Genomic DNA, 16,600 nt, shown 5'->3' on the forward strand with positions numbered 1-16,600 from the left:
GTCTCCCTCCCGTACGGCCCGCCCCGGTTCCTGTGGGGGCCGGGCCGTACGGCGTGGCCGCCTGGTCAGGAGGCCCGCTCGGCGCTCTCCTCCGCACCGCCGAGCAGGTGCTCCCTGCCCCAGGCGCCCAGCGGGCCCAGCGCCGCGTTGAGCGAGGCGCCCAGCGGGGTCAAGGAGTACTCGACCCTGGGCGGCACCTCGGCGTACACCTCACGGTGCACGATGCCGTCCCCCTCAAGCTCGCGCAGGTGGGAGGCGAGCACCTTCTCGGTCACCCCCGGCACCAGCCTGCGCAACTCGCCGAAGCGGCACGGCCGTTCGTCGAGCGCCCAGAGGATCAGGACCTTCCACTTGCCGCCGATCACGTCCATCGCCGCGTCGATCCCGCAGACGTACGCCCCCGGCCTGGGTACGGTCGCCATCTCCAGCCCTCCTGCCTGCTCACTCACCCCGGGGTAAGCACCCACTTCGAAGTGCGTACTTGATCGTTCCGGGGACCGGGATCCAGCCTAGTAGGCATGAACGACAACACTTCCGGACTCACTCTGCTCGGCCTCGGCGCCATGGGCACCGCGCTGGCCCAGGCCTGGCTGACCGCCGGTCACCGGCTGACCGTCTGGAACCGTACCCCGGGCAGGGCCGAGGCGCTCGCCGGGCGGGGCGCGCGGATCGCAGGGAGCGCGGCGGAGGCGGTGGCCGCCAACCGCCTCGTGGTGACCTGCCTGCTCGACGACGCCTCGGTCGGGGAGGCCCTGGACGGCGCCGACCTGACGGGCAAGGACCTGGTCAACCTCACCACCGGCACCCCCGGGCAGGGACGCGCCCGCGCCGCCTGGGCCGCCGAACGCGGCGCCCGTTTCCTGGACGGCGGCGTCATGGCGGTCCCCCCGATGATCGGCGCCCCGGAGTCGGGGGCCTTCATCCTCTACAGCGGTTCCCGCGACCTCTTCGACGAGCACCGGGACACGCTGGCCGTACCGGCACGGCCCGTTCACGCCGGGGAGGACGCCGGGTACGCCGCGCTGCAGGACGTGGCGCTGCTGAGCGCGATGACCGGGATGTTCGCCGGGGTCACGCACGCCTTCGCCCTGCTGCGCCGGGAGAAGGACATCTCGCCGAAGGAGTTCGCCCCCACGCTGGTGGCCTGGCTCACCGCCATGACCTCCTACACCTACGGCATCGCCGACCATCTGGAGAGCGGCGACTACACCAGGAACGTGACCTCCAACCTCGCCATGATGGTCGAGGGCAACGCGACGATGCTGCGGACGGCCGAGGAGCAGGGGATCAGCGCCGAACTGATCACCCCGTTCACGACCCTGATGGAACGCCGCCTGGCCGACGGCCACGGCGACGAGGGCACCGCGGGCGTGGTCGATCTGCTCCTCCGCTGACCCTGGGCGGTTTGTGGGGTTTTGGTGCGGGTAACCCGGCGGAACGGAGGGGTTCCCGCGCGAAGGAGCGGACATGTCAGCGACGAAGAGAATCCTGGTCGTCGTCACCAACGTCGGCGAGTACGAGAAGGCGGGCATGCGGACGGGCCTGTGGCTGGGGGAGCTGACGCACTTCTGGGACCACGCCGAGCGGGCCGGGTTCTCCCTGGACATCGCGAGCCCGTCCGGCGGCATGATCCCGATCGACCCGGAGAGCCTGGCCCACGACGTGCTGGCGGAACTGGGCACGGAACGGCGCTATCGGGACAGGAGGTTCATGAACCTCCTCGACGACACCAGGAAGGTGGCCGACGTCGACGTCGAGGACTACGACGCGATCTATCTCACCGGCGGGCACGGGGTCATGTTCGACTTCCCGCGCAGTGACGACCTGGAGTCGCTGGTCGCCAGGTTCCACGAGAGCGGACGCGTGGTCTCGGCCGTCTGCCACGGCCCCTGCGGGCTGCTGAACGTCACGCTCTCGAACGGGGAGCCGCTGGTCAGGGACAGGGACGTCACCGGCTTCTCCTGGCCGGAGGAGGAGGCGGCCGGCCGCGACGACGCCGTCCCCTACAGCCTCCAGGAGGAGCTGAAGAGGCTCGGGGCCCACTACAGCGTCGCCGGCAGGCCGTTCGAGGCCCACGTCGTCGAGGACGACCGGCTGATCACCGGCCAGAACCCCGGCAGCGCCAGAGGGGTCGCCGAGGCCGTCGTCAGACGGCTCCAGCCCGCCTGAGCACGCCGTACGGGCTCACACGGGTGCGTTCACCGGGGCAGCAGCCGGTCGAAGAAGCGGTCGAGCGGCGCCACGTGCCGCTCCGGGTCCCGCCACCGGGCGGCCACGCTGTCGGGCAGGTGCAGCTCGCCGGTCAGCACGCCGTTCCTGAAGACCCGCACCGCCGGATGGATGGCCCCGCCTCCGGCGCCACGGGTCACCCCCTCGGGCAGCGGGAGCCGCTCGGCCCCCAGCGCGACGGCCTCCAGGTCGTCGGGGCCGGGCTCCCTGCTCTGCCACAGGCCGACGGTCACCAGATCTCCGAAGCGCTCGACGGCGTAGTCCTCGGGAAGCTCCTCGTAGCACTCGATGCCGTGCTCGGTGATCACCAGGGCGTCGACCAGGTAGCCCGCCTGCGCCCACAGGGCCGAACTGCGGTTGACCCGGTCGAGGACCGCCCCGGTCAGCGCGGGCCGGGGGACGGGGGTGCGCGGCAGCCGTACCCCGTCGTAGCGCTCGGCGAGCAGGCGGCTGAGCGTGCGCAGGTTGTAGCGGAAGCCGTAGATGAACGCCGAGGAACCCCGCCTGGCGTCCCGGGCCTGCATCATGGTGCCCGCCACGTAGAGCCCGGGGAGACCGGCAGACTCCCAGTCGGAGGTGAGCGCGGGCAGCCTCCCGCCGGGGAGGGTCCGCAGCTCGTCGGCGAACACCTCGGTGTCCATCCGGAAGCCGGTGCAGCGCAGCACCGCGTCGTACTCCAGCCTCTCCGGGCCGCCGCCCGCGTGGTTGTGGACGACGTCGGCGGTGTAGACCGCGCCGTCGAAGGAGATCCGCTCGACCGAGCAGTCGAGTAGCGCGTGCAGCGAGCTGAAGTGGTGGCTGTCGAGTAGCGTGCCGTGACAGCCGCGCACGTCCCCCGGATGCCGGGAGTTCCAGGCGAGCCTGACCGGTCTCGGGCTGGCCAGATGGATCGCCGAGGCGTGGTCGCGCAGCGCGTGCGCCGTCTCGAAGGCCGCGTTGCCCTTGCCCAGGATCAGCACCCGTTTGCCGAGGAACGACTCGGGATCGACCGTCATGTCCTCATACCCCTCGGCGTGCTCGATGCCGGGGATGTCGGGAACGTACGGCCCGCCCCATCCGCAGGCCCAGATCAGGCACTCGGCCTGGAACTGGCCGCCACCCTCCGTTTCGAGCCGGAACCCCTCCTCCTTGCAGGTCACCCGGCTGATCCCGGTGCCGAAGGCGACCCGCAGGTCGTGGGTGGCGTGGAAGTCGGCGAGATAGCGCCGCAGATCGTCGGGGGAGGGGAAGTAGTCGTCGCTGTAGGCGGGGAACAGCAGGGACGGATCGTCGCTCAACAGCGAGTTCCAGTCCCAGCGCAGCCTGAGCTCCGGATCGTCGGACCAGTCCCGGGCCCTGTTGATCGAGATCAGCCGCCGGTGCCGGGGAAAGCGGGCGAAGAAGTCACCCGCGGACCGCTCCCGCTCGACGATCACGTAGTCGGCGCCCCGTTCCTGCAGGAAGTAGCCGATCTGCAACCCCGCGGGCCCGGCGCCGACCACGACGTAACGATGTTCCTGGATCACGGGGCCGGCCTTTCTGGAGGTTGTACGGGCCCATGTGGGATACCCACCTCCGGCGAGGAGTCATCCCCGTGTGTCTCGTCCCGGCGTGTCCTGTCCCGGCGCGTAAGGCCCGGCGCGTACGGCCCGGCGTGTACGGCTCAGGCGAGCAGGGCGACCAGCGCCTCGCCCTTCGCGGTCGCCCTGACGCGCACGTGGCGGCCGTGTCGCTCGCGGTCCAGCAGTCCCGCGGCCTCAAGCTGGGCGCAGTGGTAGGTCGCCGCGGCGGGGGTCGAGCGCAGCAGGGAGGCGACCTCGCTCATGGTGAGCGAGGCCCCGGCGGCCCGCAGGATGGCGGCGCGGGCCTGCCCCAGGGTGAGGGCCAGGGAGTCGGGCGGGGCGTCCTTCTGGTCGCCGTCGTCCCACAGCACCCCCAGCGCGGGCAGCGGGTAGCCGATCCACACCATCCCGGGATCGTCGAAGGCGAAGATGCTCGCGCCGTTGCCCGACACGATCGGCACCAGGGCGAGCCGGCGTCCGGCCAGGTCGAACCGCTTGGCCTGCTGGTCGGGAAGGCCGAGCGTGGTGCCGGAGAAGTGGAAACGCGGGCTGAGGTTGCCCATGACCGTCTCAAGGCGGTCGGTGACCGTGGCGGCCCCGATCCGCTCCCGCTCCCGCTTGAGCAGGCTGTCCGCCCGGCGCCAGACCGGCCTGAACTCCTGCCACAGCACGCGCATGAGGTGCGAGTAGGCGTGGATCCACGCGCCGGGGCGTTCGACGACGGGCCGCCACTGGGCGGGGACGGCAGGCTGGAACTCCGTTTCGAGTTCGGCGAGCAGGGTGTCGGGGGAGAGGTCGGCCAGCCGCTCCAGATGGGTGTCGGCGTCGGGTTCCGACATCGAGACCGCCGGGCTGACGCAGTCGGGGATGACCGAGAAGGACGGGGCGAACAGCGGGCGCAGCACCTCGGCCGCGTTGCGCGGGGCGGCGGACATGACCGCCTTCTGCCAGTGCCGTGGGACGCCGTGTGGACGGCCCCCCAGGGTCCCGGCCGTCAGCGACAGCAGCGTGGCCCCGGGATGGAGCACGACCGAAACCTTGACCTCGTCCAGGCGCCCGAGGCGGAGTTCGGAAAACCCCTGCATAGGGTGCTCCCCTTTCGGTGCTTCCGCGGTGGATGTCCCGTCCCGCTGAAGCCATATTTTTGTCCCGATCCCGGGAGTGCGCACCTTTTAAGGATCATTTTAATGATTGTGGTTGATTTTGCCGTTCGCGATGCTTGTTCTGCGCGGCTCGAACGGGGGTGCCTCCCGTCCGGTCCGTGCGCGGGGCAGGAGGGGATCATGCGTTTCACGGGGGTTCGTACGGTTTCCTGAGCTCCGGGGGTGCTCGCCGGGGGATGACGGTGAGCGCCGTCCGGTGCCGGAGGTGACCGTCCCGCTCGACGTACCGGTACAGCCATGCCGGTACGGCCGCGCAGGTCGCGGCGAGTGGCGGGACGGACGGGCGGGGCGCCGGTCGCCGAGGCCCGGCGAGCGCGTGGCTCCATCGCGCGCCCGAACACGGCACCGGCGCCGCAGGGGGCGGCGGACGGCTCGCCCATGAGGGATGCGGCGGGCCCAACACCGCCGTCCGCGGCCGTGTCAGCCGCCTGACGGCGTGAGCCCGAAGGGAGCCGTCAGCAGGACACGGCCGAGCGGTACGACCCCGCGGGGGCGTGGGGGCCGTACCGCCTGAACGGCGTCGCTCAACGGAGCGACGCCGTTCAGCCGTTCTTCGGGGCTCCCGGGGGTTCCTGGGTAACCAGACTTTCTGGGATATATCCCGAAAATACGTATTAAAAGCCACGGGGTGGCGGCGGTGGCTCGGGGGAAAAATCCCTAGATCGCTTTTCTGGGATGCATGTACCCCACAAAAGATCACGAATACCCTTACGTCAATATATAAAAGCGATCATGAAGGCTGTCAGTCCGGAACGGAAGAATGTCCGCGTTCGCCCACAGGTCCCTTCGCCCAGGCGGCACCGGCTCTTCCTGGCCGTCCTGCTGGTCGCGGCGGCGCTGCGTGTTCTCACCGTCATGGGCTACTCGCCGGTCGTGTGGTTCGAGGACTCCTTCGACTACGTGGGCGTCGCCGAACGGCCACAGCCCTACGAGGTCCGTCCCAGCGGCTACTCCCTGCTGCTGTGGCTCCTGCGACCGCTGCACAGCTTCGCCGCCGTCGCGATCCTCCAGCATCTGATGGGGCTGGCGACCGGGACGACGATCTACGCGCTCGTCCGCCGCAGGGCGGGCGGGGCACGGGCGGGGTGGGCGGTGCTCGCAGCCACCCCCGTCCTTCTCGACGCCTACCAGATCTTCTTCGAGCACACGATCCTGAGCGACGTCCCCTTCACGTTCCTGGTGGTCGCCGCCGTCGCGGTCGTGCTCTGGACGCCCGGGGTCACCCCCGGCCGCGCGGCCACGGCCGGGCTGCTGCTGGCCGTCGCGGCGCTCACCCGCTCGATCGGGCTCGTGCTGCTCCCGCTGCTCGCCGCCTACCTCCTGGTCGCCCGCGCGGGCGCCCGAGCCCTGCTCACGGCGCTGGTCGCGGTCGCGGTCCCGCTCGGCGGCTACGCCGCGTGGTACGGCGCCTGGCACGGCACCCCCGCGCTCAACGGGGGCAACGGCGTGTGGCTGTGGGCCAGGACCATGCCGTTCGCCGACTGCCGGAGGATCAGGCCGCCGCAGGAGGAGGCCGTCCTGTGCCCGTCCCAGCCGGTCGGCTCGCGCCCGGCCTCGCCGTACTTCATCTGGTCGGACTGGTCGCCCCTGCGCCGGGTGCCCGGCCACCCCGTCGTCACCCGCGCGGACCTGTTCCAGCCGAGGATCGACGCCCTGGCGGGAGGCCTGGCCCGGCGCGCCGTCATCGCCCAGCCGCTGGACTATCTCCGGGTGGTCGGTGAGGACCTGCGCAGGACGCTGAACTGGCGAAGAGGACCGGTGCCGGGTGCGGTGCCGGTCGTCTACAACCGTTACGTCCTCCCCAACGCCGAAGGCCCGCTGCCCGACGGGGTCAGGATCCCCGGTGGAGGCATCAGGGCCGACCTGCTGGCCTACGGGCGCGGACGGCCGGAGACCCGGGTCGTCGAGCCCGCGGCGGGGGTGATGCGTGCCTACCAGTCCTTCGGCTTCCTGCCCGGACCGCTGTTCGGCGCCCTCGCGGCGGGAGCCCTCTTGGCCTGCGCGGCCCGTCTCATCCCGAACACCCGAGCCCGGAGCGCCCGAACCTGGCGAGCCCGGATCCGAGGCGTCGGAACCCAGGGCGTTCGAACCCAGGGCGTTCGAACCCGGAGCGCCGAAAGCCAGGGTGCCGAAAGCCGGTTCGCCCAGAGCTCGGACGCCCCGGGCTCGGGCACCCGGGATCCGGAGGCTCAAGATTCGGAGACCCGGAGTTCGGAGACCCGGGGTTCGAAGGTGCAGGGTTCGGAGACGGGCAGGAGAGCCGCACCGGCCGGGGTGTTGCCGTTGTCCATGGCGTTCGCCCTCATCGTGGGCCCGGTGGCCGTCACCGCCTACGACAGCAGGTACTGGCTGCCCGCCGTCCCGCTGCTCTGCCTGGCGTTGAGCCTCGCCCTCACCGAACGCCGCCCCCGAACCGTTCCCGGTGAAGGCCACGACGGCCCATGACCCACACCTTCGTCCGTGACGCCTCAGAGTGCCTCTCGGACCTCCGGGGGTGGACGCGATCCGCGCCATATGCACTCCACCGCACGGGACGGCGCCGGGTCAGGCGCGCAGACGCAACCCCCTGGGGGTCGGGTGGAATCCGGCGGATTCGAGGGCGGCACCCAGCGGGGAGTCGTTGATGGCGGTGCCGTCGGCCCGTTCGACGGTCAGTTTGCCCAGCGCCCCGTCGCGTACGGCCAGCGCGAGGGCGTCGACCGCGGGCTGCAGGACGTCGCCGTCGGCGAAGGACAGCAGGGTCCTGCCGCCGCGTTCCACATAGAGAACCAGGTGCCCGTCGACCAGCACCACCAGGGAACCCGCCTTCCTGCCCGGTTTGTGGGACACCTCTCCCGGGTGCGCGGGCCACGGCAGGGCGGCGCCGTACGGGTTGGCCGGGTCGGTCGCCGCCAGCACGACCGCCCGTCGCGAGGTCTCACCCCGCGGCACCGCACCCTGTGACATCGCACCCCGCGGCCCTCCGCCCCGAGCTCCCCAGGACCCGCCGCCCCACTCGCTCTCACCCCCGGGGTCCATGACCGGCGGGCCGGTCCGCCACGGGTCCGAGGACCCCTCGGCGGCCGGATCGTCGAGCGGGGTGGCGGGCGGGACGGCGGATGGGGAGACGGGCGGCGCCGAGGTCGCGCGCATCCGGTCGACCGCGCCGGCCAGCGCGAACTGCGCCCCGCCGAGCCCCTCGACGAAGTAACCCCTGCGGCACCGGCCGCTCTCCTCGAAGGCGCGCAGCACGGGATAGACCGCGGCGAACCCACCGGGCAGCCGCTCGGCGGCGACCGCGCCACGGGTCACCACGCCGTGCCGTTCCAGCAGGACCTCCGCCTGGGCGTGCGCGCGCTGGGTCGCGTCCTGCGACGGGACGGGCAACGACCACCAGCGCCCTCCGACGGTCGGCGGGCCGCTCCGGCTGGGAAGCACCGCGCGCCTGCTGCGCGAAGGCGCCCTGCGGTGGGCGGGACGCCCGGTGCCGAGCGTGGCGCGCAGCGGCGCGAGCGTGTCACCGGTGATCCGCCCCGCCCACACCAGGTCCCACAGCGCGGCGGCGAGCGCGCCGTCGTCCGGGACCGCGCCCGGCATCAGGGAGCCGACCCGGCCGGACAGGTCGCGGAAGAACAACGCGCCCCCGCCGTTCAGGACGTCGAGCACCCGCTCGTGCACCGGTGTCATGGTGATCTCCACCGGATCGGGCATCAGCAGCGGGGCGGTGTCGGCGAAGTACAGCGCGACCCAGCCGTCTCCACCGGGCAGCGACCCCTGACCCGCCCAGACGACCTCGCCGGAGGAGGTCAGCTCGTCGAGCATCGAGGGGTCGTATCCGGGCACCCGCGAGGGCAGGATCAGCGTCTCCAGCGCGGAGGCGGGCACCGCCGCCCCCTGCAACTGCTCGATGGTCCCGGCCAGTGCGTCGATGGGCGGCCTGCCCCGCTGCTGACCGCCGGTGATGCCGTGCCAGGCGGGGGAGAAGGCGGCCAGGGCCTCCGGGGGAACCGGCTCGACCTCCTTGCGGAGCCTGGCCAGCGACCTGCGGCGCAGGGTCCGAAGCACCCCGCCGTCGCACCACTCCTCACCCCGGCCCCCAGGCCTGAACTCCCCGTTCACCACCCTGCCGTGGACGGCCAGGCGGCGCAGCGCGTCGGTGACGACGGCGGGCCCGAGACCGAACCTCGCGGCGGCGGTGTCCGCCGAGAACGGCCCGCGCGTACGGGCGTGCCTGGAGACGAGGTCGCCGAGGGGGTCCTCGACCGGTTCGAGGAACACGTGCGGCACCCCGACGGGCAACGGCGCGCCGAGCGCGTCACGCAGCCGGGCGGCGTCCTCGATCGCCGCCCACTGCTCCTGCCCGGCGATCCGCACCCTGATCGCCCGCCTGGCGGTCTCAAGCGCGCCGAGCCAGGCCGGGTCGCCCTCACGCAGGCTCACATCCGCCGCGACCAGCGGGCCGTGCGAGCGGAGCAGGTCGGCCAGGTCCTCGGCGTCGCGCAACGGCCGGTCGAGCCGTGCGAGCTCCCGCTCGGTGTCGGCGATCACGTCGGGGTCGAGCAGCTCACGCAGGTCGGCCTGGCCGAGCAACTCGGCCAGCAGGCTCGTGTCGAGGGCGAGCGCCTGGGCCCGGCGCTCCGCCAGCGGGGCGTCCCCCTCGTACATGAACGCGCCCACGTAGTTGAACATCAGCGACGCCGCGAACGGCGACGCCTGCCCGGTCTCGACCTCGACCAGCCGCACCCGCCTGGCCGCGACGTCGCGCATGAGCCCGGCCAGCCCGGGGACGTCGAACACGTCCTGCAGGCACTCGCGCATCGTCTCAAGCACCACGGGGAAGGAGGCGTATCTTCCGGCGACGTCGAGCAGGTGCGAGGCCCGCTGCCGCTGCTGCCACAGCGGGGTGCGCCTGCCAGGCGTGCGCTTGGGCAGCAGCAGCGACCGGCCCGCGCACTCGCGGAAACGCGCCGCGAACAGCGCCGAACCGCCGAGCTCCTCGGTGACGATCCGTTCGATCTCGTCGGGGTCGAAGACCGCGATGTCCGAGGGAGGCCCGGAGAGCGTGTCGGGAACGCGCAGCACGATGCCGTCGTCGGAGTGCACCGCCTGGACGTCGGTGCCGTAGCGCTCCCGCAGCCGTCGCCCGATCGCCAGGGCCCACGGCGCGTGCACCCTGGCGCCGTACGGCGAGTGCACCACGACCCGCCAGTCGCCGAGCTCGTCGTGGAACCGCTCGACCAGCAACGTCCGGTCGTCCGGCACGTAGCCGGTCGCCTCCCGCTGCTCGGCCAGGTAGGACAGCAGGTTCGCGGCGGCGAGCTCGTCGAGCCCGGCCGCCCGGATGCGGGACAGGGCGGCCTCGCGCGCCGCGTCGCCGTCCCCCTCCGGACCCCGCCCCGGCCTCCGCCGCCTCGGCGTCGTATCGGTCGGGTCCGGGCCGCCGGAGGCGGACGACTCCGTGGTCTTCCCGCCGCCCGAGCCCGCGCCCGCGGCGGACATCTCACGCAGGAACTCGCCGATCGCCCTGCCCAGCTCGGCAGGGCGGCCCGCGCTGTCACCGTGCCAGAAGGGCAGCTTGCCCGGCCGGCCCGGGGCGGGGGAGACCAGGACCCGGTCGGCCGTGATGTCCTCGATCCGCCACGAGGTCGCGCCCAGCACGAACACGTCCCCGGCGCGGGACTCGTAGACCATCTCCTCGTCCAGCTCGCCCACCCGGGAGGACTTCTCCCCGGCGAGGAACACGCCGAACAGCCCCCGGTCCGGGATCGTGCCCCCGTTGGTCACCGCCAGCCGCTGGGAGCCGGGGCGCCCGCTCAGCGTGCCCGTGACCCGGTCCCACACGACACGCGGCCGCAGCTCGGCGAACTCCTCGCTGGGGTAACGCCCGGCGAGCATGTCGAGCGTCGCCTCAAGCGCGCTGCGGGGCAGTCCGTGGTACGGCGCGGCACGCCGTACCACCGTCTCCAGCTCGTCGACCGTCCAGTCGTCGAGCGCCGTCATCGCCACGATCTGCTGGGCCAGCACGTCGAGCGGGTTACGCGGGTAGCGCAGCTCCTCGATCCGCCCGTCGCGCATCCGCTCGGCGACCACGGCCGTCTGGACCAGGTCGCCCCGGTATTTGGGGAAGATCACGCCACGGGAGACGGCCCCGACCTGGTGACCGGCCCTGCCGATGCGCTGCAGGCCGCTGGCCACGCTCGGCGGCGACTCGACGCAGGCGACCAGGTCGACCGAGCCCATGTCGATGCCGAGCTCCAGGCTGGAGGTCGCCACCACCGCGGGCAGCCGCCCCGACTTCAGAGCCTCCTCGATCTGGGAACGCTCCTGCTTGGAGACCGAGCCGTGGTGGGCCCGCACGATCTCAGGGAGGGCCCCCTTCGAGGCCCCGGCCTGCGCCATCATCGCCGCCGGGGTCGCCAGGGAGGCCGGGGGCGCGGGGGCGCCGGGGGGAGTGGGGAAGCCCTCGGCCCAGTGGGCGGGCTCCCCGGCCCCCGGCTCCGGCTGGGAGCCCGCCCCGTGCTGCCAGGCCAGCTCGTTGAGGCGGGTGCACAGCCGTTCGGCCAGCCGCCGCGAGTTGGCGAACACGATCGTCGAGCGGTGCCGCCCGATCAGGTCGAACAACCGCTCCTCGACGTGTGGCCAGATGGAGCGTCTGGGCGCGGGACCGGCCGGCCACCGCTCCTCGTCGGCGGGGTCGGCCGGCCGTACCGGGGCGTCGAGCTCGGTCATGTCCTCGACGGGGACGACGACCTCGACCTCGATCACCTTGTCCGAGGGCGGCTGGACCACCACGGCGGGCCTCCCGCCGCCGAGGAAGGTGGCGACCTCGCTCACCGGGCGCACCGTCGCCGACAGCCCGACGCGCTGGGCGCGGCGGGCGAGCAGGGCGTCGAGCCGTTCGAGGCTGAGGGCCAGGTGCGCGCCGCGCTTGGTCGCCGCGACCGCGTGCACCTCGTCGAGGATGACGGTCTCGACGCCGCGCAGCGCCTCACGGGCCTTGCTGGTCAGCAGCAGGAACAGCGACTCCGGGGTGGTGATGAGGATGTCGGACGGTTTGGCGGCGAAACGTCTGCGCTCCTCGGCGGAGGTGTCGCCCGAGCGGATCGCCACCGAGATCTCCGGCACCGGGAGCCCGAGCCGCCGGGCGGTCTGCCGCAACCCGGCCAGCGGTGCCCTGAGGTTGCGCTCGACGTCGACCGCCAGCGCCTTGAGCGGGGACACGTAGAGCACCCGGCACCGCCGGGAGGGCTCCTCCTCCGTCCGTTCCTCCGCCCGCGCCGCCAACCGGTCGAGTGACCACAGGAACGCGGCCAGGGTCTTGCCCGACCCCGTCGGCGCGACCACGAGAGTGTCGTCGCCCCGGGCGATGGACGCCCACGCGCCCTCCTGCGCGGCGGTCGGGGCGGAGAAGGCTCCGGTGAACCACTGCCTGGTCACGGGGGTGAAGAGACTGAGCGCCCCGTCCGTGGGATCGGTGTCCGCCTCACGCACGTGAGATCGCCCCCTCGTCTCGTCCCGGCCGGACGGCCCGGCCACCGCTCCATAGTGCACGGCGCCACCGACAGAATCCGTCCCACTCCCTCACCCCACTGATAGGGGGAAAGATCACAATAAGTCGTCCTTAATAGCTTTTATCCAAATTTGTGATGCCAGTCGGAGCCCGGAAGTGGGGCATGAGTCAGAAAAGGTTCATCCACCATCAAGACGGAGATAGATCCCAGGTGAGCAACCAAGCCGGTGAGCGTGCGCGATGAGCATCGACCACCCCGCCATCGAGGCGGCACGTGAACGAATCAGGGCGGAGCACCTCAGGGATCACCGTCCGCCGAGCAGCGTCAGAGGCCTGCACCACGTCGCGCTGCTCTGTTCGGACGTCGAGACCACGATCGCCTTCTACCAGGACCTGCTGGAGTTCCCCCTCACCGAGATCGTCGAGAACCGCGACTACCGAGGCTCGAACCACTTCTTCTTCGACGTGGGAAACGGCAACCTGCTGGCCTTCTTCGATTTTCCCGGCCTGGACGTCGGCCCCTACCGGGAGGTGCTCGGCGGCCTGCACCACATCGCCCTGTCCGTCGATCCGGCCACCTGGGAACGACTGCGCGGCAAGCTGGAGGCCGCCGGGGTGCCGCACCAGATCGAGAGCGGCGCCTCCATCTACTTCCGGGACCCCGACGGCACCCGCCTGGAACTGCTCGCCGACCCCCTCGGCGAGATGTACGGCTCACACGTCCTGTGACGGGGGCCTTCCCGGGTGGGAAGGCCCCCGCGCCCTGACAGGTCGTGGATCGGCGCCCCCGTCGGACACCGGACGGTCGCGGCCCTGGGAATGCCGTGAAACACGGGAAACCGCCTGCTCTCCCGTCTTCGGTTCGGAAAGGCCGCACTGAGAGGAGTTTTCGCGTGACGCGTCCTCGTTTCCACGCTCCCGGTGTGAAGTCCGGAGAAACGCCCGGATAGTACGGCCGTCGCGTTGATCTGGAGGAATGCGTATCTCGGAAGAACGCGGTCTTCGGTAGCATGGCGTGCGCTCTGTCATTCGGTCATGTCATGACCAAAAGCGCGGATAGGGTGAACTGAATCGCCGCCGAAGGTCCTTGGCCGGTCCTTTCGCGCGCCGGAAACCGCCGAAGGGGAAACCATGGTCGAGCGCGTCCCATGGATTCCCGTGACATATGCGGATCTCGTTCCGGTTTCCCGTCCGCCTGACCGCGCAGGCGACCGCGGAGTCCAAGGTCCCGCACCTGGCCGCGCACGTTTCCCGAAAGGCCCAGCCCGGCCCCCTCATCCTTCTCTCCGGGACACCGATGTCGTTCTCCTCCTCCTTGTTCCTGTGGTTCTTCATGCCGGTCACGCTGCTGGCCTACTGGGTGTTCCCCTCGCACTGGCGCAACTCCCTCGTCGCGGTGGTCAGCCTGGTCTTCTACACCTGGGGGGCGGGGCCGTACACGGCGTTGCTGCTGTCGGTGATCGCCGTGAACTACGCCATGGGCCTCGCCCTGGACTCGGAGCGGCTCAGGGAACGTCCGCGGACACGCAGGGGCCTGCTGGTCACGACGATCGTGTGGGATCTCACGATCCTGGGGGTGTGGAAGTACGCCGGGTTCGCCAGCCGCCAGATCGACGCCCTGTCGAGCGCCCTGGGACTGGGGCACAGCCCGATCGTGAGCCTCGCCCTGCCGATCGGCATATCGTTCTTCACCTTCCACCACCTGTCCTACGTGGTGGACGTCTACCGGCGCAGCAGGCCAGCCCAGCGGAGCCCGGTGCGGTTCGTCACCTACATCGCGATGTTCCCCCAGCTCATCGCCGGGCCGATCGTCCGGTACCACGAGATCTCCGAGCAGCTCTCCGACACCCGGCGTGACCGGTACGCCGACTTCGCCGCGGGCTTCCCCCGGTTCGCCCTCGGGCTGGCCAAGAAGGTGATCGTCGCCGACACGATCGCCCCGGTCGCGGACGCCGCGTTCGCTCACGCCGGAGGCCAGATCACCACCCCGACCGCCTGGCTGGGGGCCGTGGCCTACACGCTCCAGATCTACTTCGACTTCTCCGGATACTCCGACATGGCCATCGGCCTGGGCATGATGCTGGGCTTCCGGCTTCCGGAGAACTTCGACCGGCCGTACTCGGCGTACTCGGTGACGGACTTCTGGCGGCGCTGGCACATGTCCCTGTCCCGCTGGTTCCGCGACTACGTCTACATCCCGCTCGGCGGCAACCGCCGGGGCACCCTGGTCACCTACCGCAACCTGCTGGTCATCTTCGTGCTCTGCGGCTTCTGGCACGGCGCCAACTGGACATTCCTCGTCTGGGGTCTGTACCACGGAGGCCTGCTGGTCGCCGAGCGGCTGCTGGGCTGGGACCGCCCGCCGGGCACCGTCACGACCGCGGCGCTGCGTCGTGCCGTGACCTTCCTGCTGGTCGTGGTCGGCTGGGTGTTCTTCCGGGCGGAGACGATGACCGGGGCGGTCGACGTCCTCCAGGCGATGTTCGGCTGGCGGCCCGGCGGCCTGGACGAGTTCACGGCCTTCGCGCTCAACCACCAGCGGACGCTCACCCTCGCGCTGGCGCTGGGCGTGGTGCTGCTGCCGGCCTCGTTCACACTCGGCCGCCTGGTCGAGGCGGGGCGGGGCCGTACGGCGGTGGCGGCGCGCGCCGTGGTGACGTGGGTGGCCGCCCCCTACTCCGCCGTCCTGGTCGCCGCGGGCACCTTCAGCCCGTTCCTGTACTACCAGTTCTGAGAGAGAGGCCGTCGATGACCGCAGTCGAGACCGAACCGGCGACCTCGGGGACCCGGCCCCGTCGCCTCCGGGGGCGGCTGCCGACGCTGCTGGCGGCGGGGCTGTTCTTCTTCGGTCCCGCGCTGGCCTTCGCCCTGGGAGACCGGGCCGTCGAGATCGAGAACCGGAGACTGCCGGAGTTCCCCTCACTGTCGGAGGGCTGGGACCTCATCCCGAAGGCCGAGTCCTGGGCGGTGGCCCACCTGCCGCTGCGGCAGTACGCCATCCGTGGCAACGCCGCCCTGTCGGAGGGCGTGTTCGGCCAGCTCCCGTCGTACAACACCGGCAGGAAACCGACCTATCCCCGGGCGATCGAGGGCCGTAACGGCTGGCTCTACTTCGGGGACGACGTGATCGAGGCGTGCGGGCCGCGCTGGAGCGTCGCCGAGACCCTGGAGCGGACGCGAAGGCTGGCCGAGATCGTGCGGAGATCGGGCAGGAGGTTCGTGCTCACCGTCGCGCCGGACAAGACCACCGCCTATCCCGACGAGCTCCCGGAGCGCTTCCTCGGCCAGGGATGCCTGCAGAGGCGCAAGGAGGAGTTCTGGGCGGCGCTTGAGGCGGCCCGCCCGCCCGGTTACATGGACCTGCGGGGCCCGCTCCAACGACTGCGCGTGGAGACCGGCGCGCCGACCTACTGGCGGACCGACAGCCACTGGAACGAGCGTTCGTGCGGACTGTACGGCACGACACTGGCCCAGACGCTCGACCCCCGGCTGGCGCGGGGAACGAGCCTGGTCAAGGTCGGGCAGGAGCCCAGGGTCGGCGACCTCGGGCCGATGCTGGGCACGCCACGCGAGGAGATCATCGACAGGTGGTCCCTGGTCAGGCAGGGGGTACGGCGGACCAAGCAGGACGACACGCAGCTGCCCACCTCCTTCAGCACGGCCAACGCCTCCTCCGGGGCGCCGCTGTACGAGCCGAGGACCCTGCTCGTCGGTGACTCGTTCACCCGTAACTCGCTGCCGTGGATCACGCCGTACTTCGCGGACCTGACCTATCTGCGCAGTGACGCGCCCGCCAAGGCGGGGCCCGGGTACGTCGCGGAGAAGGTCGCCGGGAGCGAGACGGTGGTGTTCGAGATGGTGGAGCGCTACTTCGTCGGCGGGCACGGGGAGATGCTGGACGACGCGACCCTCGCCGCGATCGAGAAAGCGCTGCGCTAGCCTCTCCGTCCTCGCGATTCGATCAGGATCCGAACATCCATAAAGGAGTGCCGAAAGCGTTTTTGTATATGGCGCCATGTCGCCCGTGCGGCGGGTGGCCCTTTCCCGTTCGGAGGGTGATGGCTTCATCACGGCTCGTGATGAATGTTCGGTCGTCGCCTCCGTGAAATCGGATTTCTCTCGTGGGGCAGGGGGCGGGCGCGCGCCGCGGCGGGGCTCCTCGATCCATGGCGTCCGGC

At 71.5% G+C, this 16,600-nt stretch carries 10 protein-coding genes; 6 read left to right on the forward strand and 4 right to left on the reverse strand.

What is annotated here, in order from left to right:
- Positions 1-65: 65 nt before the first annotated feature.
- Positions 66-422: a helix-turn-helix domain-containing protein gene (locus ACIBVQ_RS00735; protein ID WP_362774507.1), complete on the reverse strand. Its 357-nt coding sequence runs from the start codon at positions 420-422 to the stop codon at positions 66-68.
- 96 nt (positions 423-518) lie between these two features.
- On the opposite strand from ACIBVQ_RS00735, the gene ACIBVQ_RS00740 reads away from it, so the two are divergent.
- Together ACIBVQ_RS00740 and ACIBVQ_RS00745 are read left to right on the forward strand one after the other, a co-directional pair.
- Positions 519-1,394, forward strand: coding sequence for an NAD(P)-dependent oxidoreductase (locus tag ACIBVQ_RS00740; protein WP_399174806.1), 876 nt, complete (start codon positions 519-521; stop codon positions 1,392-1,394).
- 73 nt (positions 1,395-1,467) lie between these two features.
- Complete coding sequence (locus tag ACIBVQ_RS00745; protein ID WP_386190145.1) at positions 1,468-2,169, forward strand: type 1 glutamine amidotransferase domain-containing protein; 702 nt, start codon at positions 1,468-1,470, stop codon at positions 2,167-2,169.
- 29 nt (positions 2,170-2,198) lie between these two features.
- Here the strand turns inward: ACIBVQ_RS00745 and ACIBVQ_RS00750 are convergent, their stop codons facing one another.
- A complete protein-coding gene (locus tag ACIBVQ_RS00750) occupies positions 2,199-3,734 on the reverse strand; it encodes an NAD(P)-binding domain-containing protein (RefSeq protein WP_399174808.1) in 1,536 nt (511 codons plus the stop codon).
- A 137-nt stretch (positions 3,735-3,871) separates the two neighbouring features.
- Positions 3,872-4,855: a hypothetical protein gene (locus tag ACIBVQ_RS00755; protein WP_352008533.1), complete on the reverse strand. Its 984-nt coding sequence runs from the start codon at positions 4,853-4,855 to the stop codon at positions 3,872-3,874.
- Positions 4,856-5,665: 810 nt separating this feature from the next.
- Between ACIBVQ_RS00755 and ACIBVQ_RS00760 the strand changes: the two genes are divergently transcribed.
- On the forward strand, positions 5,666-7,378 hold the full coding sequence (locus ACIBVQ_RS00760; protein ID WP_399174810.1) for a hypothetical protein: 1,713 nt from the start codon (positions 5,666-5,668) through the stop codon (positions 7,376-7,378).
- Positions 7,379-7,477: 99 nt separating this feature from the next.
- Here the strand turns inward: ACIBVQ_RS00760 and ACIBVQ_RS00765 are convergent, their stop codons facing one another.
- Positions 7,478-12,403, reverse strand: a complete 4,926-nt coding sequence (locus ACIBVQ_RS00765; RefSeq protein ID WP_399174812.1) for an ATP-dependent helicase — start codon at positions 12,401-12,403, stop codon at positions 7,478-7,480.
- 259 nt (positions 12,404-12,662) lie between these two features.
- Between ACIBVQ_RS00765 and ACIBVQ_RS00770 the strand changes: the two genes are divergently transcribed.
- The 3 genes from ACIBVQ_RS00770 to ACIBVQ_RS00780 all read left to right on the forward strand — a co-directional run bounded on the left by ACIBVQ_RS00770 (position 12,663) and on the right by ACIBVQ_RS00780 (position 16,361).
- Positions 12,663-13,151 carry a VOC family protein gene (locus ACIBVQ_RS00770; protein ID WP_352008536.1) on the forward strand — a complete coding sequence of 163 codons (489 nt, stop codon included), beginning with the start codon at positions 12,663-12,665 and terminating at the stop codon, positions 13,149-13,151.
- Positions 13,152-13,587: 436 nt separating this feature from the next.
- Positions 13,588-15,156, forward strand: coding sequence for an MBOAT family O-acyltransferase (locus ACIBVQ_RS00775; protein ID WP_399174815.1), 1,569 nt, complete (start codon positions 13,588-13,590; stop codon positions 15,154-15,156).
- Positions 15,157-15,170: 14 nt separating this feature from the next.
- Positions 15,171-16,361: a hypothetical protein gene (locus ACIBVQ_RS00780; RefSeq protein WP_399174817.1), complete on the forward strand. Its 1,191-nt coding sequence runs from the start codon at positions 15,171-15,173 to the stop codon at positions 16,359-16,361.
- The last annotated feature ends 239 nt before the right edge of the window (positions 16,362-16,600 follow it).

It is taken from the genome of Streptosporangium sp. NPDC049376, assembly GCF_044466505.1.
Classification (GTDB): domain Bacteria; phylum Actinomycetota; class Actinomycetes; order Streptosporangiales; family Streptosporangiaceae; genus Streptosporangium.